This is a genomic window from Janthinobacterium tructae (assembly GCF_006517255.1).
GTDB lineage: Bacteria > Pseudomonadota > Gammaproteobacteria > Burkholderiales > Burkholderiaceae_D > Janthinobacterium > Janthinobacterium tructae.
Genome location: NZ_CP041185.1, coordinates 6,175,953 through 6,199,947 on the forward strand (window position 1 = coordinate 6,175,953; position 23,995 = coordinate 6,199,947).

At 64.2% G+C, this 23,995-nt stretch carries 20 protein-coding genes; 15 read left to right on the top strand and 5 right to left on the bottom strand.

What is annotated here, in order from left to right; translation table 11 throughout:
- The first annotated feature begins 75 nt into the window (after positions 1–75).
- From FJQ89_RS27295 to FJQ89_RS27330, 8 genes are all read left to right on the top strand, one after another.
- On the top strand, positions 76–1,386 hold the full coding sequence (locus tag FJQ89_RS27295) for an ABC transporter substrate-binding protein (protein WP_141172456.1): 1,311 nt from the start codon (positions 76–78) through the stop codon (positions 1,384–1,386).
- A gap of 147 nt (positions 1,387–1,533) precedes the next feature.
- Entirely contained in the window at positions 1,534–2,394 is an 861-nt protein-coding gene (locus tag FJQ89_RS27300; protein WP_141172457.1) for a carbohydrate ABC transporter permease, read from the top strand.
- A 10-nt stretch (positions 2,395–2,404) separates the two neighbouring features.
- Positions 2,405–3,223 carry a carbohydrate ABC transporter permease gene (locus tag FJQ89_RS27305; RefSeq protein WP_071078291.1) on the top strand — a complete coding sequence of 273 codons (819 nt, stop codon included), beginning with the start codon at positions 2,405–2,407 and terminating at the stop codon, positions 3,221–3,223.
- Between the two features lie 32 nt (positions 3,224–3,255).
- Positions 3,256–4,305, top strand: coding sequence for an ABC transporter ATP-binding protein (locus FJQ89_RS27310; protein ID WP_141172458.1), 1,050 nt, complete (start codon positions 3,256–3,258; stop codon positions 4,303–4,305).
- On the top strand, positions 4,305–5,780 hold the full coding sequence (locus FJQ89_RS27315; RefSeq protein WP_205704540.1) for a mannitol dehydrogenase family protein: 1,476 nt from the start codon (positions 4,305–4,307) through the stop codon (positions 5,778–5,780). The genes FJQ89_RS27310 and FJQ89_RS27315 overlap by 1 nt, the downstream gene beginning before the upstream one ends.
- A gap of 14 nt (positions 5,781–5,794) precedes the next feature.
- Entirely contained in the window at positions 5,795–6,712 is a 918-nt protein-coding gene (locus tag FJQ89_RS27320) for a helix-turn-helix domain-containing protein (RefSeq protein ID WP_116743744.1), read from the top strand.
- A 55-nt stretch (positions 6,713–6,767) separates the two neighbouring features.
- Entirely contained in the window at positions 6,768–7,694 is a 927-nt protein-coding gene (locus FJQ89_RS27325; protein ID WP_141172459.1) for a helix-turn-helix domain-containing protein, read from the top strand.
- 71 nt (positions 7,695–7,765) lie between these two features.
- Positions 7,766–9,820: an esterase-like activity of phytase family protein gene (locus FJQ89_RS27330; protein WP_141172460.1), complete on the top strand. Its 2,055-nt coding sequence runs from the start codon at positions 7,766–7,768 to the stop codon at positions 9,818–9,820.
- Between the two features lie 153 nt (positions 9,821–9,973).
- Here the strand turns inward: FJQ89_RS27330 and FJQ89_RS27335 are convergent, their stop codons facing one another.
- Together FJQ89_RS27335 and FJQ89_RS27340 are read right to left on the bottom strand one after the other, a co-directional pair.
- Complete coding sequence (locus FJQ89_RS27335) at positions 9,974–12,058, bottom strand: S9 family peptidase (protein WP_141172461.1); 2,085 nt, start codon at positions 12,056–12,058, stop codon at positions 9,974–9,976.
- 118 nt (positions 12,059–12,176) lie between these two features.
- Positions 12,177–12,884, bottom strand: coding sequence for a glutathione S-transferase family protein (locus FJQ89_RS27340; RefSeq protein ID WP_141172462.1), 708 nt, complete (start codon positions 12,882–12,884; stop codon positions 12,177–12,179).
- A 114-nt stretch (positions 12,885–12,998) separates the two neighbouring features.
- Between FJQ89_RS27340 and FJQ89_RS27345 the strand changes: the two genes are divergently transcribed.
- From FJQ89_RS27345 to FJQ89_RS27360, 4 genes are all read left to right on the top strand, one after another.
- Positions 12,999–13,352, top strand: a complete 354-nt coding sequence (locus FJQ89_RS27345) for a winged helix-turn-helix transcriptional regulator (protein WP_141172463.1) — start codon at positions 12,999–13,001, stop codon at positions 13,350–13,352.
- A gap of 73 nt (positions 13,353–13,425) precedes the next feature.
- Positions 13,426–14,016: a hypothetical protein gene (locus FJQ89_RS27350; RefSeq protein ID WP_141172464.1), complete on the top strand. Its 591-nt coding sequence runs from the start codon at positions 13,426–13,428 to the stop codon at positions 14,014–14,016.
- Between the two features lie 385 nt (positions 14,017–14,401).
- The gene (locus FJQ89_RS27355) at positions 14,402–15,658 is read left to right on the top strand and encodes an HD-GYP domain-containing protein (RefSeq protein WP_141172465.1); all 1,257 of its coding nucleotides are present in this window, start codon (positions 14,402–14,404) and stop codon (positions 15,656–15,658) included.
- Positions 15,659–15,803: 145 nt separating this feature from the next.
- Positions 15,804–17,444 carry a methyl-accepting chemotaxis protein gene (locus FJQ89_RS27360; protein WP_141172466.1) on the top strand — a complete coding sequence of 547 codons (1,641 nt, stop codon included), beginning with the start codon at positions 15,804–15,806 and terminating at the stop codon, positions 17,442–17,444.
- On the opposite strand, the gene FJQ89_RS27365 is transcribed toward FJQ89_RS27360, so the two are convergent.
- The 3 genes from FJQ89_RS27365 to FJQ89_RS27375 all read right to left on the bottom strand — a co-directional run bounded on the left by FJQ89_RS27365 (position 17,416) and on the right by FJQ89_RS27375 (position 20,316).
- Positions 17,416–18,264 carry a DUF2071 domain-containing protein gene (locus FJQ89_RS27365; protein WP_141172467.1) on the bottom strand — a complete coding sequence of 283 codons (849 nt, stop codon included), beginning with the start codon at positions 18,262–18,264 and terminating at the stop codon, positions 17,416–17,418. The two genes, FJQ89_RS27360 and FJQ89_RS27365, sit on opposite strands and share 29 nt — an antisense overlap.
- 115 nt (positions 18,265–18,379) lie before the next feature.
- Positions 18,380–19,162, bottom strand: coding sequence for a 3-hydroxybutyrate dehydrogenase (locus FJQ89_RS27370; protein ID WP_141172468.1), 783 nt, complete (start codon positions 19,160–19,162; stop codon positions 18,380–18,382).
- A gap of 95 nt (positions 19,163–19,257) precedes the next feature.
- A complete protein-coding gene (locus FJQ89_RS27375) occupies positions 19,258–20,316 on the bottom strand; it encodes an AraC family transcriptional regulator (protein ID WP_141172469.1) in 1,059 nt (352 codons plus the stop codon).
- A gap of 139 nt (positions 20,317–20,455) precedes the next feature.
- On the opposite strand from FJQ89_RS27375, the gene FJQ89_RS27380 reads away from it, so the two are divergent.
- The 3 genes from FJQ89_RS27380 to FJQ89_RS27390 all read left to right on the top strand — a co-directional run bounded on the left by FJQ89_RS27380 (position 20,456) and on the right by FJQ89_RS27390 (position 23,994).
- A complete protein-coding gene (locus FJQ89_RS27380) occupies positions 20,456–22,066 on the top strand; it encodes an FAD-binding oxidoreductase (protein ID WP_141172470.1) in 1,611 nt (536 codons plus the stop codon).
- On the top strand, positions 22,063–23,631 hold the full coding sequence (locus FJQ89_RS27385; protein ID WP_141172471.1) for a glycerol-3-phosphate dehydrogenase/oxidase: 1,569 nt from the start codon (positions 22,063–22,065) through the stop codon (positions 23,629–23,631). The genes FJQ89_RS27380 and FJQ89_RS27385 overlap by 4 nt, the downstream gene beginning before the upstream one ends.
- A gap of 135 nt (positions 23,632–23,766) precedes the next feature.
- Positions 23,767–23,994 carry a hypothetical protein gene (locus tag FJQ89_RS27390; RefSeq protein WP_141172472.1) on the top strand — a complete coding sequence of 76 codons (228 nt, stop codon included), beginning with the start codon at positions 23,767–23,769 and terminating at the stop codon, positions 23,992–23,994.
- Position 23,995 lies beyond the last annotated feature (1 nt).

Consider the following 23,995-nt stretch of genomic DNA (forward strand, 5'->3'; position numbering starts at 1 on the left):
AGTCCGGTGCTACATTGTGGTCGTGGTGCCAAGCATGCCGGCATTGCCAACGACAAAAAACACTGGAGACACACAATGAAACGTTCCGCCATTGCCGCGCTGTGCGCCGGCGCCTTCTGCTTCGCCTCGTCCGCGACTGCCGCCACCGACCTGGTCATCGCCACCGTCAACAACGGCCACATGATCGAAATGCAAAAGCTCAGCAAGTTCTTCGAGCAAGCCAATCCCGACATCAAGCTCAAATGGGTGACCCTGGAAGAGGGCGTCTTGCGCCAGCGCATGACCACCGATATCGCCACCAAGGGCGGCCAGTTTGACGTGATGACCATCGGCCTGTATGAAACGCCCATCTGGGGCAAGAAAAACTGGCTGATCCCCATCAAGCCGGACGCCAAATACGATATCGACGACCTGCTGCCGGCCATCCGCGAAGGCCTCTCCGGCGACGGCAAGCTGTACGCGTCGCCGTTCTATGGCGAAAGCTCGATGATCATGTACCGCAGCGACCTGGTCAAAAAAGCGGGCGTGACGATCGAAGACCGCCCCACCTGGAACCAGCTGCGCGACGTGGCCGCCAAGCTGCACGATCCGGCCAACGGCGTGTACGGCATCTGCCTGCGCGGCAAGCCGGGCTGGGGCGACAACATGGCGCTGATCACCACCATGGCCAATTCCTACGGCGGCCAGCTGTTCGACATGCAATGGAAACCGCAATTTACCAGCAAGCCGTGGAAAGACGCGGTCACCATGTATGTCGACCTGATGAAGAAATACGGCCCGCCGGGCGCAGCCGCCAACAGCTTCAATGAAAACCTGGCGCTGTTCAACCAGGGCAAGTGTGGCATCTGGATCGACGCAACGATCGCCGCTTCCTTCATCACGGACCCCAAGCAAAGCAAGGTGGCCGACAAGGTGGCGTTTGCCCAGTCGCCCGTCGGCGTGACGGAGCGGGGCGCCAACTGGCTGTGGATCTGGTCGCTGGCGATTCCCGCCAGTTCCAAGCACCCGAATGAAGCGCAGCGCTTCATCAACTGGGCCACCTCGCCCGATTACGTGAAGCTGGTGGCCAGGGAAACGAGCTGGGCCAACGTGCCGACGGGCACGCGCAAGTCGACATATGCGAGCCCCGAGTTCCAGAAAGTGGCGAAATTTGCCGCCGCCGAAGGCAAGGCCCTGGCTACCACGCGCGCCGTGCAAAGCACCATGCTGCCGTCGCCGTACGTGGGCGTGCAATTTGCCTCCATTCCCGAATTCCAGGTGATCGGCGTGGCGGCCGGCCAGCAGATGGCGGCAGCGCTGCTGGGCAAGGTGACGGTGGAGCAGGCGCTGGAATTGTCGCAGCAGACGGCGGAGCGGGAGATGCGCAAAGGCGGGTACTACAAGTAAGCCTGCTGCATAGTTTGCTTACTCCAATAGCGTAAAGCCGGGGTCAGTCCTTCGGATCGGAATGCGTCCCACTGGGCCGCATTCCCCCAACGTGCCTGCCCCCAGATTTTTGCTGGCGATTGTTGTCCCTTGCCCCAAGAGAACATTATGAAACGCATTATCCCCCGGACTTTGCTGACGCCGGCCGTGCTTGCCGTCTCCGTCATTTCCGTCGTTCCGCTGCTGATTACCCTGTTCTACTCGTTCGTGCGCTATTCCATGCTCGATCCGAGCGGCCATCCTTTCCATGGCCTGGCCAATTTCCACTTTTTCTTTACCGATGCCTCGTTCCTGCCGGCCTTGCAGAACACGTTTACCCTGCTGTTTTCCGTCATGCTGATCACGGTGGTGCTGGGTACGGCGCTGGGAATGCTGATCAATGAAGCGTTTCCGGGACGCGCCATCGTGCGCGTGCTGCTGATCTCGCCGTTTCTCGTCATGCCGGCCGTGAACGCCCTGATGTGGAAGAACATGCTGCTCAATCCGATCTACGGCCTGTTCGCGCAAATCAGCATCTTCTTTGGCGCCACGCCCGTCGACTGGCTGTCGGCCCACCCGCTGTTTTCCATCATCATGATGGTCTCGTGGCAATGGCTGCCGTTCGCTTGCCTGATCTTCATGACGGCCCTGCAATCGATGGACCGCGAACAGCTGGAAGCGGCGCGCATGGATGGCGCCACCTATTTGCAGCAGTTGCGCTATCTCTACATTCCCCACCTGGGCCGCGCCGTTTCGGTGGTGCTGATGATCGAGATGATCTTCCTGTTGTCGATCTTTGCGGAAATTTTCACCACCACGGGCGGCGGTCCCGGTTTCGACACGACCACCATCACCTTCATGATTTATCAGCAGGCGCTGCTGTCGTATGACGTGGGAGCGGCCTCGGCCGGTGCCCTGTTCGCCGTGCTCATCGCCAACATCGCCGCCTTCTTCCTGATGCGCGTCATCGGCAAGAATCTGTCGAAATAAGGAGACCTTGATGCATAGCAAATTCAATCTGTATGGCCGCACGGCCGCCGCCTGGCTGTGCGCGCTGCTGCTGTTCTTTCCCATCTTCTGGCTGGGCCTGATGGCCTTCAAGACGGAAGGGCAAGCCATTTCCACGCCGCCGCTGCTGTTCTTCACGCCGACACTCGACAGTTTTCGCGAAGTGCTGGCGCGCGACAATTACTTCGGCTACGCGTGGAACTCGCTGTTTACCAGCGTGGTGTCGACCGCCATTGGCCTCCTGATCGCCATCCCGGCAGCGTATTCGATGGCCTTCTTTCCCACGGGCGGCACCATCGGCTTGCTGAAATTTATGCTCAGCTCGCGCTACATGCCCGGCGTGGGCGCGTTGATGCCCATCTATATCTGCTACCAGTACTTCGGCCTGCTCGACACGCGCATCGGCCTGACCATCATGTTCATGCTGATGAATTTGCCCATCATGATCTGGCTGCTGTACACCAGCATGAAGGAGCTGCCGCGCGAAATCCTGGAAGCGTCGCGCATGGATGGCGCCACCGTGTGGGATGAATTCCGCCACGTCGTGCTGCCCCTGTCCGTGGGCGGCATCGCTTCCACGGCCCTCGTGTGCATGGTGTGGTCGTGGAATGAATCGTTCTGGTCGCTGAACCTGGGCGCGTCCAACGCGGGCACGCTGGCCTGGCTCATCGCTTCCTACTCCAGTCCGGAAGGCTTGTTCTGGGCCAAATTGTCGGCCGCTTCGCTGATGGCGATTGCGCCCATCATGGCGCTGGGCTGGTTCTGCCAGAAACAACTGGTCCAGGGCATGACCTTTGGCGCCGTCAAGTAGCATCGAAAAACAAATCAGAATTGAGACAAATCATGGCTTACCTTCAACTGAGCAATATCGAAAAATTCTTTGGCGAGCACCGCGCCATCAAGGGCATCGACCTGGACATCCAGCAGGGCGAGTTCGTCGTCTTCGTGGGACCGTCAGGTTGCGGAAAATCCACCTTGCTGCGCCTGATCGCGGGCCTGGAGCCGATCGACGGCGGCAAGCTGTCGCTCGACGGGCGCGACATCACCAACGTGCCATCGTCCAAGCGCGACCTGGCGATGGTGTTTCAGTCGTACGCGCTGTATCCGCACATGACGGTGTTTCAGAACATGTCGTTCGCGCTGAAACTGGCCGGCGTCGATCCGGCCATCATCCGCGAGAAAGTCGACAAGGCGGCCGCCATCCTCGACCTTGGGCGTTACCTGGAACGCACGCCAAAAGAGCTGTCGGGCGGGCAGCGCCAGCGGGTGGCCATCGGCCGCGCCATCGTGCGCGACCCGAAAGTGTTCTTGTTCGACGAGCCGCTGTCGAACCTCGATGCGGCCCTGCGCGTGCAGACGCGCATCGAGATCGCCAAGCTGCACCGCGAGCTGGGCGCCACCACCATTTATGTCACGCACGACCAGGTCGAAGCGATGACCCTGGCCGATCGCGTGGTGGTGCTGCGCGACGGCCAGATCGAGCAGCATGGTTCGCCCCTGGAACTGTATGACCGTCCCGCCAACCGCTTTGTCGCGCAATTCATCGGCACGCCCAGCATGAACGTGGTACCGGCCGATGCGGCGCCGCAGTTGCTGGCGCAGGCGGGCAGCGCGGCGCAGGCCGATGGTTTTGTCGGCATCCGCCCCGAGCACGTGCACCTGGGCGCGGCGCAGCCGGGCAGCGTGCCCGTCACCGTCGACCTGGTCGAATCCCTGGGCGTGGAAACCCTGACCTATGTGCGCCTGCCGAACAATGTGCAGGTGGTCTCGCGCGGTGCCGAACGCAGCAGCCTGCAGCCGGGCCAGCAGACGCATTTGACGTTTGAGCCGGGCTTCGTCCACTATTTTGACCGCGCCGGCAAGACCTATGCGGCGGCGAAAGGAGCGCTGTAATGGACGCCATCGCATTGAACCAGGCGAACCTGGCGCAGCTGCCCGCCAACGTGGCCGTGCCCGCGTACGCGCGCGAGACGCTCGTGGCCAGCATCGTGCATATCGGCGTGGGTGGCTTCTTCCGCGCCCACCAGGCCGTGTACCTCGATGACTTGCTGGCCTTGCCCGGAAATGAGCAGTGGGGCTATTGCGGCGTGGGCTTGCTGCCGACCGACGCGGCCATGCGCGACGCCATGCAGGCACAGGATGGGCTGTACACGGTGGTCGAGCGCAGCGCGGCCGGCGACTCGGCGCGCATCATCGGCAGCGTCGGCGAGTATCTGTATGCGCCCGACGAGCCGCAAGCCGTGCTGGAAAAACTGGCCGACCCCGGCACGCGCATCGTCGCGCTGACCATCACCGAGGGCGGCTACTACGTCAACCAGGGCACGGGCGAATTTGACGCGGATCACCCCGACATCGTGCATGAACTGGCGCATCCCGATGCGCCGCGCTGCTCGTTCGGCTACCTGGCCGCCGCCCTGGCCCTGCGCCACCGGCGGGGCCTGGCGCCGTTTACCATCATGTCCTGCGATAACCTGCAAAACAATGGCGACGTGACGCGCAAGATGCTGCTGGCCTTTGTCGCCCTGCGCGACCGTGAACTGGCGCGCTGGCTGGCCACGCATGGCAGCTTCCCCAACAGCATGGTCGACCGCATCACGCCGGCCACCACCGATGAACACCGGGCGCTGCTGCGTGACAGCTTCGGCATCATCGACGCCTGGCCCGTCGTGTGCGAGCCATTCCGCCAGTGGGTCATTGAAGACGAATTCCCGCAGGGCCGGCCGGCCTGGGAAAAGGTGGGCGCGCAGATGACGCACGACGTGCTGCCGTATGAAAAGATGAAGCTGCGTCTCTTGAATGCCAGCCACCAGGCCCTGTGCTACATCGGCATGCAGCTCGGCTACACGTTTGCGCATGAAGCGATGGGTGACCCTGGCATCCGCCTGCTGGTGCGGCGCATGATGGATGACGAGGTCACGCCCCTGCTCGATAGCGTGGAAGGCATCGATCTGGAACGGTACAAGGCTACCCTGATCGAGCGCTTTTCGAATCCGGCCGTGCGCGACCAGCTGGCGCGCATCGGCACGGAAGGCTCGGCGCGCATCCCGAAATTCGTGCTGCCCTCCGTGCGCGAAGCGCTGGCCCGTGGCGGCGCCATCAAGCTTCTGGCCTTCACGGTGGCGTGCTGGTTCCGCTACCTGGAAGGCCACGACGAGCAGGGGCGCGAGATGCCCCTGAACGACCCGTATGCGGCGCGCTTGCGCGCGCTGGTACTGCAGGGCGGCTCGGACGCCGCGCCGTTGCTGTCCCTGCGCGAGCTGTTCGGCGACCTTTGCGACACACCCGCGTTCACGCAGGCAGTGAGCGAAGCGCTGGCCAGCCTGTATGGGCTGGGCGCGCGCGCGGCGCTGGAACAGAGCGTGGCTTGAGGGGAGGGTGCGCCATGCCACGCAAAGCCGATGCTGTCTTGCCGCAGATGGAGCTGGAACAGCAGCGCGATGCCACGCCCGGCTTCGAGCCGAAAGGCAGTTTCGGTTTCATCCGCTACCTGGAGCACGGCTTTCCGAATGCGCTGGTGCGCTGGCATTATCATGACGAGTACGAGCTGCACCTGATCGTCGAGACGAGCGGCAAGGTCTTCGTGGGCGACTATATCGGCCAGTTCGCGCCCGGTCATTTGGTGCTGACGGGGCCGCGCGTGCCGCACAACTGGGTCTCGCTCGACACGCCCCCGGAAGGCGTGGCCCTGCGCGACATGGTGCTCCAGTTTTCGCATGCGCCGCTGGCGTCGATGGCGGCCGCCATCCCGGAACTGAAAGGGATTTTCCCGCTGCTGCAGCGCGCCCTGCATGGCGTGGAATTTTTCGGCGTCAGCGAGCAGTCGCTGCGGCGCTTTCAGCGTATCCGCGACAGCAGCGGCCTGCCGCGCTTCATCGAGTTTCTGACCCTGCTGGGCGAACTGGCGCAGACCAGCGACTACCAATTGCTGTCGACGGTGCCGATGCAGTCGAGCGACGACGACGTGGCTTTGGCGCGTATCAGTTCCGCCATCAACTTCATCGTGCACAATTACAGCAGCCAGTTCTCGCTGAAACAGCTGGCCGAGCAGGTGGACATGCCCGAGCGGACGTTTTCGCGCTTCTTTCGCAGCGCCACGGGCAACAGCTTCACTGACTTCGTCAACCGCCTGCGCATCAACAAGGCGTGCCAGCTGCTGATGGAGACGGAGCGGTATGTGAGCAACATCTGCTACGAAGCAGGATTCAATAATGTGGCCAATTTCAACCGGCGCTTCCTGGAATTGAAAGGCATGACGCCGAAGGAGTTTCGCCAGCAGGCGCAGGGCCGTTTTGGCGCCTGAGGTTTTTTAAGGTACATTCGATGGCACGGGCGGGGACCGTCTGGGAGAGACAAGCATGGAATACCTGTGGCAGAAGGACAGCGAGCGCAAGGCGCCCGAACTGGAGCGCGAAAGCTACGACGGCATCATCAATTACCTGGAACACGGCTATCCCAGCTCGCGCGTGCGCTGGCACTGCCACGAAGAATACGAGCTGCACCTGATCGTCGCCACCAGCGGGCGCTTGTTCGTGGGCGATTATATCGGCGAATTCTCGCCCGGCCACCTGGTGCTGACGGGCCCGCGCCTGCCGCACAACTGGATTTCCAACGTGGTGCCGGAAGGAGGCGTGGCCTTGCGCGACATGATCGTGCAGTTCGCCCACGCGCCGCTGGCCGGCGCCGCGCGCGTCATTCCCGAACTGCGCGAGCTGCTGCCGCTGCTGGAGCGCTCCAGCTATGGCGTGGAGTTTTTCGACATGGGCCATGAGGCCGAGCAGCACCTGGCGCGCATCCGCGCCACGCATGGCGCCGAGCGCTTCGCCGCATTCGTGCAACTGATGAGCAAGCTGGCGCGCACGGCCAACTATCGCTTGCTGTCGAGCGCCTCGCTGCGTTCCTACGATGATGACGCCACCCTGGCCAAGGTGAATTCCGTCCTCAACTACATCACCGATAATTACCGCGAGCCGATTTCGGCGGAAATGCTGGCCGAGCAGGTGGGCATGTCGCTGAGTAAATTCTCGCGCTTCTTCCGCAAGGCGACGGGTAACAGTTTTACCGATTTCATCAGCCGTTTGCGCATCAACAAGGCTTGCCAGCTGTTGATGGACACGGATCAATACGTCTCGAACGTCTGCTACGACGTGGGTTTCCAGAACGTGGCCAACTTCAATCGCCGCTTCCTGCAGGTGAAGGGCGTCACGCCGAAGGAGTTCCGGCGTCAGGCCGATGGGCGCTTTGGCGGCATCGGCGGGCCTGTTGCGGATACGCCACGGGCTTGAGGGCTGTCACGGGCTTGTCACTTTGCCCAGTTATTCTCCACGGCTTCAATCCCACTTTAGCCGAGGAATGCATGAACGCTGCTGTAACGTCGACCCCGAAATTGACCCTGCTGGCCATCGCCGCCAGCCTGTGCCTGTCCGCCTGCGGCGGCAGCGATAGTACACCGGCGGAACCGGCCAAGCCCGTGGCGCAGACGGGCGTGTTCCTCGACGGCGCGGTGGAAGGTCTCGATTACGTGGCCGGCAGCGCGGCCAAGGCCAGCACCAATGCCAAGGGCGAGTTCATTTGCAACCCGGGCGATACGGTGACCTTCAGCGTGGGCGGCCTGGCCCTGGGTTCGGCGCCATGCGGCGCCGTCGTCACGCCGCTGGCGCTGGCCGCCAGCACGAATGTGGCGGACGACAAGGTCGTCAATCGCCTGCTGGCGCTGCAATTGCTCGATGACGACAGCGATCCGTCGAACGGCATCAAGCTGACGGCCGAAGTGAAGGCGGCGCTGGCCGGCAAGACGCTGGACTTTGCCGTCGCTCCGGCCGTCTTCAACACGGCGCTGGCCGCGCATCTGGCAGCGGTGGGCGGGAAATTCGCCAGCCGCACGGTCGATGCCGAGCGCCGCGCGCTGGTGCGCGAGCATTTCGAAGACACCCTCGCCTCGAAAGCGGGCGCGCCCGTCAATGAAGCGCTGACGCAAGCCAATCCGGTGGGCGAAGTGAAAGTCACCGTGACGCGCTACCAGATCCAGGCGGCGGACAAATACTATGTGCCGTACGAAGGCGCGAATGCCAAGATCAAGGGCGAATTTCCGAACGGCTTCCTGCCGTCGTACGGTTCGGGCCTGGCCTACAAGGGCAAGAATGCCGCCGGCGACCTGGAATTCTATGGCTTGACGGACCGCGGCCCGAACGGCGACGGCCCGCTGGTGCCCGACCCGTCGGGCAAGGGCACGATCGGCAGCAAGATCTTCCCGTCGCCGAGCTTTACGCCTTCGTTCGGCGTGATCACGGTGGGCAAGAATGGCGCCGTGCTGGGTTCGAGCACGCCGATCAAGGTGTCGGCCAGCGTCAACAGCTCGGGCTTGCCCGTGCCCGTGGGTGCGGTGGGCAATTCGGCCGAGATTCCCGTCATGGATGCGATGAAGTTCGATGCCGCCGGCAAGGCAGTCTTCAATGCGGGCGGCCTCGATTCGGAAGCCATCGTCGTCGATGCGAAGCGCAATGCGCTGTGGGTGTCCGACGAATACGGCCCCTTCATCATCAGGATCGATGCCGCCACGGGCATCATCCAGGCCAAGTACGAGCCGGGCAAGGGCTTGCCGGCGCTGTTCGCCAAGCGCCGCGCGAACCGCGGCATGGAAGGCATGACGCTCGACACGAGCAATGACAAGCTGTACGCCTTCCTGCAAAGCCCTCTGTCCGACGGCACGGCACCCTACTCGGTGACGAAGAAGAATGAACAGGTCGAGCGCTTCGCCCGCTTCACGCGCTGGATCGAATTTGACCCGACGACGGGCACCAGCGGCAAGATGTTCGCCTACCCCTTGAATGCGGCCGACTACCAGGATGGCCGCACGGGCAACGCCAAGCTGGGCGACATGGTGGCGCTGGGCGGCGGCAAGTTCCTCGTCATCGAGCAGGGTGCCGCGCCATCGGGCAAGGTCTTCAACAAATTGATGCTGGTCGAACTGAAGGGCGCCACGGATATTGCGGCCGCCGCTTTCAACGCGACGACCTCGGACCTGGAAAAAAGCAGCATGGGCGGCGCAGCCGTGAATGGCGCCGACTGGGCTGCCGTCACGCCGCTGAAGAAAACTGTGCTGCTGGACTTGAACGCCATCGGCTGGGCGGCGGAAAAGGCCGAAGGCCTGACCCTGATCGACGACTCCACCATCGCGCTGGTCAACGACAATGACTTCGGCCTGAAAACCAAGATCTTCGACGCGAATGGCGTGGAAGTGGCGGATGCCGACGTGACCAAGTGCACGGTCGATGTCAACGGTACCATCGTCACCAGCAGCGCGGCCGGCTGCAATGCCGCCAACACCATCCGCGTGGCGCGCGGCGACGACCGCGAGCGTCCTAGCCGCTTGTGGATCGTGAAGTTTGCCAAGGCGCTTAATAGCTATTGAACGAGCGCGGTGGTGATGTCGGATTACGCGCCGCTGCGCGGCGCTAATCCGACCTACGCGAACATGAAAAAGCCGCGCGGTGCAGAGATGCACCGCGCGGCTTTTTCGCGTAGGTCGGATTAAGCCGAAGGCTGTAATCCGACATGTATCCGCTTATTTTTTCGTGTAGGTATTCAACCAATCGAGCACCGTGTGATGCCACAGCAGCGAATTGGCCGGCTTCAGCACCCAGTGGTTCTCGTCCGGGAAGACCAGCAGCTTGCTCGGGATGCCACGACGCTGCAGCGCCGTGAAGGTGCCCAGGCCTTGCGCGGTGGGGATGCGGAAATCCAGGTCGCCCTGTACCACCAGCATCGGCGTCTTCCAGTTCTTCACGAAGTTGACGGGGTTGAACTGTTCGTGCTTGGCCGGCGCGTCGTAGTACGGGCCGCCGTTTTCCCACTCGGTGAACCACAGTTCTTCCGTCGCGTAAGCCATGCCGCGGTTGTCGAACACGCCGTCGTGGTTGACCAGGCACTTGAAGCCGTCCGGCCAGTTACCGGCGATCCAGTTCATCATGTAGCCGCCATACGACGCGCCCAGCGCGCAGCTGCGCTCGCGGTCCAGCCATGGGAACTTCTTGGTGGCCGCTTCCAGGCCCTTCTGCAAGTCGAGTAGCGGCTTGCCGCCCCAGTCGCCGCTGATGGAATCCGTGAACTTCTGGCCATAGCCGGTGGAGCCGTGGAAGTCGATGAAGACGGTGGCGTAGCCGGCGCCCGCATACACTTGCGGATTCCAGCGGTAGCTCCAGCTGTTGCCAAAGCTGCCTTGCGGGCCGCCGTGGACCAAAAAGGCGACCGGATACTTTTCACCGGCCTTGGCATTCCATGGCTTCATCACGTGGCCGTAGACGGTTTCGCCATCCGCGCCGGCGAACGAGAACTGTTCATATTCGCCGAAACGCACGTCCGCCAGCGCTGCCGCATTCTGTTTCGTCAACTGCTGCAGCGGTGCGTTTTCCGACCTGGCGTCGAGTTTGCGCGTGTACAGCTGCGCGCCCGAGGCCAGGTTGGCTTGCGCCAGCACGATGGTATTGCCGCGCACGTCAAAGTCGCCCACGGCGCCCTTGCCCGTCAGCGCAGCGACCTTGCCGCTGGCCGCGTCGATGTGGAACAAACGGTGCTGGCCCACGTCATCGGCGGCGACCAGGAAAGCCTTGCCATCCGGCGTCCAGCGGAAGTCGGCCACGGAACGGTCCCAGTCGTCGGCCAGGGTGCGCTTCTTGCCCGTGGCGACATCCATCAGCACCAGGTGGAAACGGTCCGCCTCGAAGCCCGGCTTGGTCATGGCGACATAGGCCAGCGTGCGGCCATCGGGCGAATACGTGGCTTTCGCGTCCCAGGCCGGATTGTCGGCGGTGAGATTGCGCGGCGCCTGCCCGCCAGCGGCAGGAATCGTGTAGACGTCGAAGTTGGTCGACCATGCTTCCGTGCGGCCAGCCACGCGCACGGAGAAGGCCACCATCTTGCCGTCCGGGCTGAAATGGTATTCGCCATTGTCGCCGAACGGTTTCGATGGCGCGTCGCCATCGAGGGTGCCGCTCAGGCTCACGGGTGGGGCGCTGACCTTGCCGGTCGCGTCGATCGGTGCCGAGTACAGCGCGTTGCGGCGGCCATCGGCCCAGGTATCCCAGTGGCGCACGAACATCTGCTCGTAGACCATGCCGCTGGCCTTGTTTTTCGCTTTTTCATCGAGGCGCTTTTTCGTGCAGGCGATGTCCGCGCAATCGAGGAAGACGCCCATGCTGAAGGCCAGGCGGTCGCCCTGCGGCGACAGGCGGTAGGTGTCGACGTCCAGCGCCAGGTCGGTGACCTTGGCCGCTTCGCCGCCGTTCAGGGGCAGCTGCCACACTTGCGAGGAGCCGGAGCGGCCGGAGAGGAAGTAGATGGCGTCGCCGTTCGGCGACCATTGCGGGTCGCTGGCGCTGGCATCGCCACGCGTGAGCTGGCGTGGCGCCGCGTTCGGCGCGCGCAGGTCAATCAGCCACAGCTGCGTGTTGCCGCGGTTTTTGTCCAGGTTAGTCGTGCGCACCGTGTAGACGACGCGCGTGGCGTCCGGCGACAGCACGGGGCCGCCTACGCGTTCCATGGCGACCATGTCTTCCACGGTGAAACCGCGCGGCGCGGCCAATGCCGGCACGGCGGCAGTGGTGGCCATGGCGGCACTGAATGCTCCCAAGAGCAGCAGACGTAAACTCATTCAAACTCCCGATTCTTATGACGACGTTATTGATATGGTATTGACGTGGCCGGCTGTACCGCCGGCAGCCCGACATCATAGCAATAAAGGCGCGCCCGCTGCGGTAGTTGACCGCCGGTTAGCCGGCTGGAAGTGCCAGTTGGTCGAGTGCCACGTGGCCCAGGAAGCCGCCCTGGCTGGTGGCCGGCAAGCCGTCTTCGATGGCGTGGGCAAAGCGGATGCCGGAGTCTTGTTCCAGCGCGGCCAGCACGCGTGCCACGTGCGGATAATCGGCCAGGCTGGCCAGTTGCAGCGGTTCGGCCCAGCGCGCCGTGGCGGCCAGGTAGGCGTCGGCGATGCTCGGTGCCGTCTCCGAAGCGAGCCAGGCGCGGCCAGCGAGCAGGCGCTCCAGGTGCGCCAGGCTTTTGTTGACCTTCTCGGTGGCCATCTCGCGCCAGATAGCCGCGCGCGCATCGTCCGGCGCCGCACGCGACGCCTGGAAGGCGGGCATGAAGGCGGCGTGAAACGTCGTGTGCAGAAAGGACAGTACGCTGTTCAGGCGGTCGTAGGCGGGCGTGCCCTGCGCAAAACCGAGGCCTTTGTGCGGTGCGCGGGCGGCCAGGTGCAGCAGGATCGCCATGCTTTCCAGCAACGGCGCGCCCGCGTGCGTGAGCAGGGCCGGCGTCTGGCTCAGCGGATTGATGGCGAGAAAGGCGGGATGCTGCTTGCTGGCCGGGTCGCGTGCTTCCACGCGAGCCAGGCGATACGGCAAGCCGCTCCATTCGAGGGCGGCGATGGCGGCAAACGAGCAGCCGAACGGCACGCTATAGATCAGGGTGGTTTCCATGCTGGAGCTCAAATCGGATGAGGGAAGGGCAGTCTAAGGGTAATGGTTACTATTTGAAAGAAGGCAGAATAATGTGGTATAGGTACATTTTTTATACCAGTTGGGAAGCGAACCATGAAAGACAATGTCTCCGGCTGCGCCGTGGAAGAGGCCATGCGACTGCTGGGCGGGCGCTGGAGAGTGGTGTTGCTCAGCTATCTGATGGCGGGGCCGAAGCGTTTCAGCGAAATCCGCCGCGCCGTGCCGAATATCTCGCAGCGCATGCTGACCCTGGATTTGCGCGCGCTGGAAGAGGCGGGCTTGCTGACGCGCACGATTTACGCGGAAGTGCCCGTCAAGGTCGAGTACCAACTGACGCACGAGGGCCTGCGCCTGCGCGAGCTGGTCGAGATGCTGCGCGCCATTGGCTTGCGCCTGCGTGGGCAGGCGGATGCGGGCGGCGCCTTTCTTGCGTCCGACGCTGGATAAATGTCTCTAGAGAAACAGCTGTTTTTATGTAAAGTGCTAGACTGCCGGCCTTAGCTCACTACTCTCGATACCCATGCGCCTGACATCCCTTGCCCTGACCGCCGCCGCCCTGTTCGCCGCCTTGCCGGCCCATGCGGCCAGCATGCCGACACTCGAACAAATCCACGCCGCCGTGCAGGCGGGCGTGGCCAGGACACAAGCCAGGACGCAGTCAGCCATGCCGTTCTCTGTCAAGGTCACCAGCCTGCAGGGTTGCCAGGATTCGCTGGAAGTGCCAGGCGAAGTGGTGTGCCTGGTGGCCATGAGCGCCGGCATGCGCGACGGTTTTAATGTATTGCCCCTGCGTAAAGAGGGCGATACCTGGGTCGGCGTCGAACGCAAGAACGCCAAGTTCGCGGGACCGTTGCCGGCCGAGGCGCAAGCGATGATACGCGCCTGGGCCAAGGACGAAGTGGCGCGCAATCCGGACGCGGCCAAGGACGTGCAGATGCAGGAAGCGCAGAGCACCATGCAGGTCAAGGCCGTCAACGAGTGCGACGTCAAGCGCAAGACGGGCTACCTCGTGTGCGACACGGAATTGAGCGTTCCGAGCCGTCCGGATGGCATCAAGACGGAACTGACCTTCATGCTGGACAGCGGCAACTGGCGCTACGTGCCGCGCTAGACCGCCGGCCGCCGGCGGCCCCGCCGCTCGCACATCCGCCTGATACTTCTCCCTGCATGGCACCAGCGTCTTTTCGCGACGTCTGGCGCCGGCGCACGCCTTTCCTTTCCTGCACAGCATGCCCGTGTGGTGGCCCATGAGGCCGCCGGCAGGCATGCGCCTCCTCGGCAGGATGCACATAGTTCCACGAAACCAATATGGATTAATTGATATATTTATTAATTAATTATTTTTATCAAATGAAAGCGATAGAATTGGTGATTTTTGTCGTTTTTGTTGTGATATTGCCATATAAACTAATTTATTTGGTTTAATCATTATTTTCGGCGTATGATATTGATAATGGGCAAGTAAATGCCGCGATTTGAATGGGTGGAGAACCGTCGTGCTGAAAAAAATAACGAGTAGCGAACTCATGCTGGGAATGTATGTCGAGCGCCTCGGCCGCTCCTGGCTGGAGAACCCGTTCTGGAAGCGTTCCTTTTTACTCGAATCGCCGGCTGACCTGGAGCGTATCCGGGCGGCCCGCCTGAATGAAGTGTGGATCGACACGGCGCGCGGACTGGCGCCGCCTGAACCTGTTGCCGTTGCCGTTGCCGCGCCGCCCGTTCCTGCAGCCGACGCAGCCGGCACGGAAGCTGCAGTGCCGGCCGTCTCCGTCCCCGTTGTGAATGTGGCGCCCCCCGTGTCACGCGAGGCGGAAATGGCGCACGCCAGGCGCGTGCTCGAGCGCACGCGCCAGGCCGTGCAGACGATGTTTGACGAAGCGCGCATGGGCAAGGCTTTGGCCGTGGGACAGGCCCACGAGCTGGTCGACGACATCGCCTCCTCGATGCTGCGCGGTGGCGGCGTGCTGCTTGGCCTGGCACGCCTCAAAACGGCCGACAACTATACGTATATGCACTCGGTGGCCGTGTGTGCGCTGATGACGGCGCTGGCCAGGGAGCTGGAACTGGCGCCGGAGCAAGTGCGCTCGGCCGGCCTGGCGGGCTTGCTGCACGATATCGGCAAGATGGCCGTGCCGTCGGCCATCCTGAACAAGCCGGGCAGCCTGAGCGACGCGGAGTTTTCCTCCGTGCGTGCCCATCCGGCGGCCGGCCATCGCATGCTGCTCGAGGTGGACGAGATCGATCCAGTGACGCTGGACGTGTGTCTGCACCACCATGAAAAACTCGATGGCAGCGGTTATCCCAAAGGCTTGTGCGGCGAGGAAATCAGCCTGTATGCGCGCATGGGCGCCATCTGCGACGTGTACGACGCGATTACCTCGAACCGGCCGTACAAGCAGGGCTGGTGCCCGGCCGAGTCGCTGCGCCGCATGGCGGCCTGGCGCGGCGGGCATCTGGACGCGACACTGTTTGCCGCCTTCGTCAAATGCCTGGGCATTTATCCGCTGGGCACCCTGGTGCGGCTGCAATCGGAGCGCCTGGCCGTGGTGGTCGGGCAGGCGGCGGGCAAGACGCTGACCTCGCCCACGGTCCGCGTATTTTTTTCCATCCGCGCCGGTACCTGCATCGTGCCCAGCGTCATCGACCTGGCGGCGCCGGGTTGTCAAGAGCGCATTATTTCCACGGAAAGCGCTGCCCAGTGGGGCTTGCTGGACGTCGACCGTTACTGGGTCGGCGAACCTGCTGTGGCATAGAGGCAGCCACGCCAGGAATAAAGTATATTTTATTAATAATAAAATATTAAAATAATGATGCCAGTGCCGCGTCTGTTTTCCTGTCTGGCGACCGTTACTTGTCCGCACACCCGTCACCATACGGGCTACCACTGAGGATGTGACCATGCGAATCAATCTTCCCGTCAGCGATACCGAGATCACTCTGAGCGATACCGAGACCATCGTCTCGACTACCGACTTGCAAGGCAATATCACCTATGCAAACCCGTATTTCATCGCCGTCAGCGGTTACAGTGCGGAAGAATTGATCGGTGCGCCGCAAAACATCCTCCGGCATCCGGACATGCCGGTCGAAGCCTTCGCCGATTTCTGGGCCACCATCCGCTCCGGGCGTTCGTGGAGCGGCATGGTGAAAAACCGCTGCAAGGATGGTGATTACTATTGGGTGCTGGCAAACGTGACGCCGGTGGTGGAAGACGGCGTCGCTGTCGGCTACATGTCCGTGCGCACCAAACCGACGCGCCAGCAGGTGGCGCAGGCGTCGGCCCTGTACGCGCGCATCAAGGCGGGGCAGGCCGATGGCATCGCCCTGAGCCAGGGCGCGGCCGTGCGCACGGGCTGGCTGGCCAGGCTGGCGAGCATGCGCGACCTGCCGCTGGGCAAACGCATCGGCTGGAATTTGGGCTTGCTGAGTCTGGTACTCCTGCTGCAGCTGGCGTGGAATGCGGGTGTGCTGCCGGTCCGCGCGGGCGGCTGGCTGGCGGGCCTGTCAGCGCTGGCCTTGTGCGCGACCCTGTATTTCTGGCACAGCTTGCACCGCGCCGTGCTGCAACCGCTGCAGCGGGCGCGCCAGGCCTGCGACGTGATGGCGGGCGGCGACCTGACGGGCGAGCTCGATACCACGCGGCGCGACGAGATGGGGCAGCTGCTGCGCTCGCTACGCCAGCTGCGCGTGAACTTGCACTCCATCGTCGGCGATGTGCGCGGCAATTTCTTGCGTATCAGCATGGCCAGCCAGGAAATCGCCGCCGGCAATATGGACTTGTCGGGCCGCACGGAAGCGCAGGCATCTGCCCTGGAGCAGACGGCATCGAGCATGGAGCAACTGGCGGCCACGGTGCAGCAAAACAGCGGCAACGCCGTGCAAGCGAGCGACATGGCGGGCAAGGTGCATGGCCTGGCGGGGCGCGGCGGCGAAATCGTCGGCCAGATGGTGACGATGATGGCGGACATTAATGCCTCGTCAAGGAAGATCGGCGACATTACGGGCATTATCGAAGGCATTGCCTTCCAGACCAATATCCTCGCCCTGAACGCGGCAGTGGAAGCGGCGCGCGCGGGCGACCAGGGACGTGGCTTTGCCGTCGTGGCGGGCGAGGTGCGCAACCTGGCCCAGCGTAGCGCCTCGGCCGCCACGGAAATCAAGCAATTGATCACGGCATCGCTGGCGCAGGTGCAGGCGGGCGCGAAGCTGGCGCAACAGGCAGGCGCCAGCAGCGCCGAAATGCTGGGCGCCGTGCAGGGCGTGCACGGCATCATGGCCGAGATCGCCTCGGCCTCGCGCGAACAGAGCCATGGTATCGGCCAGGTCAACATGGCCGTGACGCAGATGGATGAAGTGACGCAGCAGAACGCGGCGCTGGTGGAGGAATCGGCGGCCGCCTCCGCTTCGCTGCAAGACCAGGCCTTGCAACTGGAGCAAGCCATGGCCTTGTTCAAGCTGGAACGGCGGCGCGGCGCCCCATCCGCGCCCTTGCGCGCGCCGGAGCGCCGCGCTACAGCAGGCGCTCTGACAGCGCCTTGAAGTCCACTTGCGGTACGAGAAAGGCAAACGGCCTGGATACGGGCGGCAGTTGCCTCTGCATGTCGCAGTCGGCGCGCAAGGCCGTCAGCGCTTGCACTTGATCCACATCAACGGGCAAGTCGATTTCACCGAAGACCAGCTTGCCGTTGCGCGGCACGTGCGCGATGGCCGCATCCTGGCAAGCGAGGAAGGCGACGGCAGCGTGCCAGCTGCCGAACAGCGTTTGCCAGTCGGCATCAAGATCATGTTCCGCGGTGATGTCCGCCTGCACCTCCAGCGCTGGGGCACTGCCGGTGCCGGATGCAATGCCGCAGTGCGCCTGCGTGGCGCCGACTTCCAGCGTCATGCCGGCGGCCAGGTGCGTCGGCAAGATATCGCTGAACAGCCGCGTGCCCAGCGCATGGGGCAAGCTATCCATGATGTTTTTCAGAAAATACACGCAGGGCACGGAGGGCGCGCCCGGCGGCGTGTGGTCCAGATATAAACGCCAGTTGCTTTGCAGGGGCGAGGGCAGCAGCCGGCGCAAGGGACCGGGCAGGGCAGGGCCGAAATGCCCGTGGCGGTAGGTCAGCACGGTAAACGGCGTCTTGCCGTCGCGCTGCCACAAGGCCACACCTGCGGGCACTAATTTTTGCGCGGCAGCGGCGTCGACCAGCCAGCTCACGTACACGACGTCGCGCACGTCGCTGTGCAGGGTCAGGAAGGGCAGGCGAGCCATGAGCGCCTGGCGCACGCTGGCGAAACGCGTGCAATTGGCGAGCGCGGCAAACAGGCGCCCCGGCCGGCCCGCGCGCGGATGGCGATAAGTGTTGTCTTGCAAGGAAAAAACTCTCGGGTGGAATACGGAAAGGTTGATACGCTGACGCTGCAACGCCCGCCCACATCATCGCAGGCCGCACAGGGCGCCGCGCAGCCGATGTGGGCGGGTGTCACCACTATTGCATATGCCAGCCGTGGCTGACCACGATCGACTGGCCGCTCAGTGCCGTCGACGGGAACGCCGCCAGGAAGACGGCCGTTTGCGCCACGTCCTGCGTGGTGGTGAATTCGCCGTCGATGGTGTCTTTCAGCATGACTTTCTTGATCACGTCTTCTTCGCTGATGTTCAGCTGGGCTGCCTGTTCGGGGATTTGCTTGTCGACCAGCGGCGTGCGCACGAAGCCGGGGCAGATGACGTTGGCGCGGATGCCGTCCTTGGCGCCTTCCTTGGCTACCACCTTGGCCAGGCCCAGCAGACCGTGCTTGGCGGCTACGTAGGCGCTCTTGAACGGCGAGCCTTCGTGCGAGTGCACGGAACCCATGTAGATGATGGCGCCGCCGCGGCCGGCCTTGATCATTTCGCGCATGCAGGCGCGCGTGGTGAGGAAGGCGCCATCCAGGTGGATGGCCAGCATCTTTTTCCACTGCTCGAACGGGTAGTCGACGACGGGACTGATGATCTGGATGCCCGCGTTGCTGATCAGGATATCGATGCCGCCGAAGTGGGCCGCGGCATCGGCCACGCCCTTGTCGACCTGCGCTTCGCTGGAGACATCCATGGCGACGGCAAACGCCTGGCCACCTGACTGCTTGATTTCCTCGGCCGTCTTGCTGGCCGCTTCCAGGGCCAGGTCGGCGATGACGACCTTGGCGCCTTGTTTCGCGTATTCAATGGCCATTTCCTTGCCGATACCACTGGCGGCGCCGGTAATCAGTGCGACTTTGTCTTTGAGTTGCATATTAATCCTTTGCATTGCGGGTTGGAGTGATCGTGGGAAGTCAGACTATGCCAGTATAGCCAGAAAACGCGTCAGGCATGACCCGCGCACGCCTGTCAGCCGGCTTGCTTCTCCTGTAATTGCTGCAGGCGCCAGGCGCCGGGATTGGTGCCCGCCCAGACGCGGAACGCGTGGTTGAACGCGCTTTGTTCCTGGTAGCCGAGCAGAAAGGCGATGTCCACCAGCGACAGGTCCGGCTCGCGCAAATAATCGCGCGCCAGGCCGTAGCGGGTATGGTCCAGCAGGGCCTGGAAGCTGGTGCCCGCGTCGGCCAGCTTGCGCTGCAGCGTGCGCGGCGTGACGGCGAGGGTGGCGGCAACGCCGGCCAGCCGCGCCGAACCCTGGCGCAAGCCCGCCACGATGGCCGCGTGCACTTGCGCCTCGATGCCGGCGCCGCCTCCTGTTTCGGCCTGGCGCTGCGCCAGCAGTTGTTCCGCGTGCTGGCATAGCACGGGGTACAGGCTGACGTCCGCGTTTGGCACGGGCCAGTCCAGCAATTGCGCGTCGAAGGTGGCTGTATTGGCAGGGGCGTTGAATGCGGGCAGGCTGCCCAGCACGCGCACGTATTCGTCGCGGTGCGTGGCGTGGCGCAGCAGCTCGCCGCCGCCATCATGGGTAAACGCCAGCCGGGCCGGGGGCAGCGGCATGCCGGCCAGCCAGTCGCCGCACACTTTGACACCGGCAAAGACGCTGTCGACCAGGTGCCGGCTGGCGCCCGGGTAATTGCTGGCCCAGCGGTAATGCGCGACGGCGCCATCGCGCTGCAGCGTCGAGCGGCCCAGGTCGTGCGCCAGCCGCTCGTAGCGGGCCGTCTGTTCCAGCGCCTGGCCCACGTTCTTGCAACTGAGCAAAATCAAGCCGTAGGCGCTGTACGTGCCCATGCGTACGCGCTGGCCCACGTGCAGGCCGAAATGCGCGTCGCCCGCCAGCTTTGCTGCCGCATCGAGCAGGCGCACGTAGTCGCGCGCGGCCAGGCTGGCCGCTGATGCTTCCAGGCTGTGCGGCGGCACGCCGGCCGCTTGCGCCAGGGTGGCTGCCGCGATGCCGTGCGCGCCGGCCGCTTCGAGCAGCGGCAGCAGATAGGCGCCGGCGACACGGCCGTCAGTACTTGTCATGATGGAACAATGCGATTGTCATGAAAAACCAATACCCTTCGTTTGTGGCGGCATATGCTATTGATCTGGCAAGAAAATATGGCAAGGACAGTATAGCAAGCCGCCGTGGCGCGCAACTGGCCAAATACAGGGGATGTCAATGCAACGCTGGAATGGCTGGGGGGACGAGAGCGTCACGTACGCGCTGAGCGAGGAGGCGCTGGCATTCCTGGGCGAACGCCTGGGGCCGGGCAGCGGCATGCTCGATGCCACATTGGACGAGGCTTGCGCGCAAGTGCCCGCGTCGCGCCTGGCGCCGCATCCGCTGATCGATACCCTGCCTGCCACGCGCGTGCGCCATTCGCTCGGCCAAAGCCTGCCCGACTGGTTCAAATTGCGCCACGGCCGCATCGGTGTTGTTCCCGATGGCGTGGCGTTTCCCGACAGCCCACTGCAGGTGCGCCAGCTGCTCGACCACGCGCGCCAGGCCTGCGTGGCCGTGATACCGCACGGTGGCGGCACCAGCGTGGCCGGGCACCTGACGGTGGCGGCGGGGGCGCGTCCCGTGCTGGCGCTGAGCCTCCTGCGTTTGTCTGCGCTGGGCCACCTGGACCGCGAGGCGCAGCTGGCCACGTTTGGCGCGGGCGTCTACGGCCCCGACCTGGAAGCGCAGCTGCGCGCGCATGGCTATACCCTGGGCCACTATCCGCAGTCGTTCGAATATTCCACCCTGGGCGGCTGGATCGCCACGCGCTCGTCGGGCCAGCAATCGCTGCGCTATGGCCGCATCGAGCAGCTGTTCGCGGGCGGCGAGGTGGAAACGCCGTCCGGCACCCTGACGATTCCCACGTTTCCCGCTTCGGCGGCCGGCATCGACCTGCGCGAAATGGTGCTCGGTTCCGAGGGGCGGCTGGGCATCCTGACGCAGGCCACGGTGCGCATCTCGCCGTTGCCGCCCTACGAAGCGTTCCACGCCGTGTTTTTCGCCGATTGGGGCCAGGCGCAGGCGGCCGTGCGGGTGCTGGCCCAGTCGCGCCTGCCCCTGTGCATGCTGCGCCTGTCGAACGCGCTCGAAACGCAGACCATGCTGACCCTGGCCGGCCACAAGAAACTGGTGGGACTGCTGGAGCGCTACCTGTCCCTGCGCGGCTGCGCGCAAGGCAAGTGCATGCTGATGCTGGGCGTCAGCGGCGAAGCGAAACCGGCGCGCGCGGCCCTGCGCAGCGCACTGGCGCTGGCGCGGCGGCACAAGGGTGTGCACGTGGGACGCCACATGGGCGACAAGTGGAAGCAGGGGAGATTTCGCAACGTCTACCTGCGCAATGGCGCCTGGGAGCACGGCTATGTCATCGATACGGTGGAAACGGCCGTCGACTGGCCCCGCGTCACGGCCATGATGGCGGCGCTGGAGCAGGCGGGCACCAATGCGCTGGCCGCGCACGGCGAGCAGGTGCATGCGTATACGCATCTGTCGCACGTGTATGCGCAGGGCGCCAGCGTCTACACCACGTATGTGTACCGGCTGGCGCCCACGTATGAAGACAACATGGCGCGCTGGCGCAGCCTGAAAGACGCGGCCTGCGCCGCCATCGTGGCCAACGGCGGCACCATCAGCCACCAGCATGGCGTGGGCACGGACCACGCGCCGTGGCTGGCCGCAGAAAAGGGCGAGCTGGGCATCGCCGCCATGCGCGCGCTGTTCCGCCAGGTCGACCCGCAGGGCATGATGAACCCCGGCAAACTGCTGCCTGATGTCGAAGGCCCATTGTGAACCGGGCGCAGTTGCCTGGCGTGCTGGCGCGCGAGTGGGACATCTTGATCGTCGGCGGCGGCATCACGGGCGCCGGCATCTTGCTGGAAGCAGCGCGGCGCGGCTTGAAGGCGCTGCTGGTGGAGCAGCGCGATTTTGCCTGGGGCACGTCGAGCCGCTCCTCGAAGCTGGTGCACGGCGGCTTGCGCTACCTCAAGCAGGGCCAGTTCGCGCTGACGCGCGAATCGGTGCATGAGCGGCAAGCCTTGCTGACGGATGCGGCGGGTCTGGTCGAGCCGCAGGGCTTTGCCTTTGGCGACTACACGGGCAGGAAACCGGGGCGGCGCCAGTTCATGCTGGGCCTGGCCATCTATGACCTGATGGCGGGCCGGCGCGCGCGCCGCTATGTCGACGCGGCCGACTTTGCCATGCTGGCGCCGCACATCCGGCGCGACGGCCTGCAGGGCGGCATGCTGTATCAGGACGCCAAGACGGACGACGCGCGCCTGGTGCTACGCGTGCTGCAGGAGGCGCGCCGCCATGGCGGCGTGGCCGTCAATTACCTGGGCGTGGCATCGCTGATCCGTGAAGATGGCAAGGTCGTCGGTGCCACCTTGATCGATGGCGTCGGCGCTGCAAGGTTGACCGTGCGCGCGCGCCTGGTGATCAGCGCCACGGGCGCCTGGGCCGATGGCTTGCGCGGCCAGGTGGGAGAGCCGCCGAAACTGCGGCCCCTGCGCGGCAGCCATCTGCTGCTGCCGGCCTGGCGCCTGCCGCTGGCGCAAGCCGTCAGCCTGATGCATCCGCACGATGGCCGTCCCGTGTTTGCGTATCCGTGGGAGGGCGTGACTCTGGTGGGCACCACCGATGTCGACCATGGCGCCAGCCTGGATCTGGAGCCTGCCATCACGCGCGGCGAACTCGCCTATCTGATGACGGCGCTGCGCTGGCAGTTCCCGCAACTGGCGCTGGGCGAAGACGACGTGCTGGCCACGTTCGCCGGCGTGCGTCCCGTCATCGACAGCGGCCAGCTTGACCCGTCGAAGGAAGCGCGCGAACATGCGCTATGGCTGGAACATGGCTTGCTGACGGTGGCGGGCGGCAAGCTGACGACGTTCCGCGTGATCGCCCTCGACGCATTGCGCCGGGCCGCACCGCTGCTGCCGGGCTGGCAGGCGGATTTGCGCCCCTTGCCGATCTTTGACGCAACGCCGCCCCTGTCGGGCAAGGCCTTGCTGCTCGATGGTGAACAGCGCGCGCGCCTGCTGGGCCGTCATGGCGCGGCCGCGCAGGCGCTGTGCGATGCGGCGCAGGAGGGCGAACTGGCGCCGGTTCCCGGCACGCAGACCCTGTGGGCCCAGCTGCGCTGGGGCGCGCGCAACGAGGATGTGCAGCACCTGGACGACCTGCTGCTGCGGCGCACGCGCCTCGGTTTGCAGCTGGCCGGCGGCGCGCTTGCTATCATGCCGCGCCTGCGTGGCGTCTGCCAGCATGAACTGGGTTGGGACGATGCGCGCTGGGATGCGGAACAGGCGCGCTACCTGGCCCTGTGGCGCAGCCATTACAGCGTGCCGCAAGACGAGTGAAACAACGATAAAAACAACGATAAAAATATCAAAGAGGAGAGCATCATCGAGACCACCCTGTTTGGCCAGCCCCTGGCGCTGGGCGACGCCCGCATCACCTATGACAGCCTGTCGCCGCTGGACCTGCGCCAGAGCGTGGAGGGTCTCGTCGACGACCTGGGCGAAGACCTGCTGCAAATCACGTGCGCGAATGGCGACATCGTCGACGTGGGCTGGTATCCGGCCTGGAATGAACAGGGACGCTTGCGCGTGGTGGCCGTGCGCGGGCAGGACTGGGAAGCGCCCGTGTTCAGCGCGCAGCCGGAAAAAGATCCGCAGGCGCTGCTGGCCGCGCTGCGCGCTGCGCTGGCCAGCGTGGCATAAG

Excerpts from the sequence above, each read along its gene's own strand:
- FJQ89_RS27295 (WP_141172456.1), top strand. The coding sequence starts at position 76 with ATGAAACGTTCCGCCATTGCCGCGCTGTGCGCCGGCGCCTTCTGCTTC.
- FJQ89_RS27300 (WP_141172457.1), top strand. The coding sequence starts at position 1,534 with ATGAAACGCATTATCCCCCGGACTTTGCTGACGCCGGCCGTGCTTGCC.
- FJQ89_RS27305 (WP_071078291.1), top strand. The coding sequence starts at position 2,405 with ATGCATAGCAAATTCAATCTGTATGGCCGCACGGCCGCCGCCTGGCTG.
- FJQ89_RS27310 (WP_141172458.1), top strand. The coding sequence starts at position 3,256 with ATGGCTTACCTTCAACTGAGCAATATCGAAAAATTCTTTGGCGAGCAC.
- FJQ89_RS27315 (WP_205704540.1), top strand. The coding sequence starts at position 4,305 with ATGGACGCCATCGCATTGAACCAGGCGAACCTGGCGCAGCTGCCCGCC.
- FJQ89_RS27320 (WP_116743744.1), top strand. The coding sequence starts at position 5,795 with ATGCCACGCAAAGCCGATGCTGTCTTGCCGCAGATGGAGCTGGAACAG.
- FJQ89_RS27325 (WP_141172459.1), top strand. The coding sequence starts at position 6,768 with ATGGAATACCTGTGGCAGAAGGACAGCGAGCGCAAGGCGCCCGAACTG.
- FJQ89_RS27330 (WP_141172460.1), top strand. The coding sequence starts at position 7,766 with ATGAACGCTGCTGTAACGTCGACCCCGAAATTGACCCTGCTGGCCATC.
- FJQ89_RS27335 (WP_141172461.1), bottom strand. The coding sequence starts at position 12,058 with ATGAGTTTACGTCTGCTGCTCTTGGGAGCATTCAGTGCCGCCATGGCC.
- FJQ89_RS27340 (WP_141172462.1), bottom strand. The coding sequence starts at position 12,884 with ATGGAAACCACCCTGATCTATAGCGTGCCGTTCGGCTGCTCGTTTGCC.
- FJQ89_RS27345 (WP_141172463.1), top strand. The coding sequence starts at position 12,999 with ATGAAAGACAATGTCTCCGGCTGCGCCGTGGAAGAGGCCATGCGACTG.
- FJQ89_RS27350 (WP_141172464.1), top strand. The coding sequence starts at position 13,426 with ATGCGCCTGACATCCCTTGCCCTGACCGCCGCCGCCCTGTTCGCCGCC.
- FJQ89_RS27360 (WP_141172466.1), top strand. The coding sequence starts at position 15,804 with ATGCGAATCAATCTTCCCGTCAGCGATACCGAGATCACTCTGAGCGAT.
- FJQ89_RS27370 (WP_141172468.1), bottom strand. The coding sequence starts at position 19,162 with ATGCAACTCAAAGACAAAGTCGCACTGATTACCGGCGCCGCCAGTGGT.
- FJQ89_RS27375 (WP_141172469.1), bottom strand. The coding sequence starts at position 20,316 with ATGACAAGTACTGACGGCCGTGTCGCCGGCGCCTATCTGCTGCCGCTG.
- FJQ89_RS27380 (WP_141172470.1), top strand. The coding sequence starts at position 20,456 with ATGCAACGCTGGAATGGCTGGGGGGACGAGAGCGTCACGTACGCGCTG.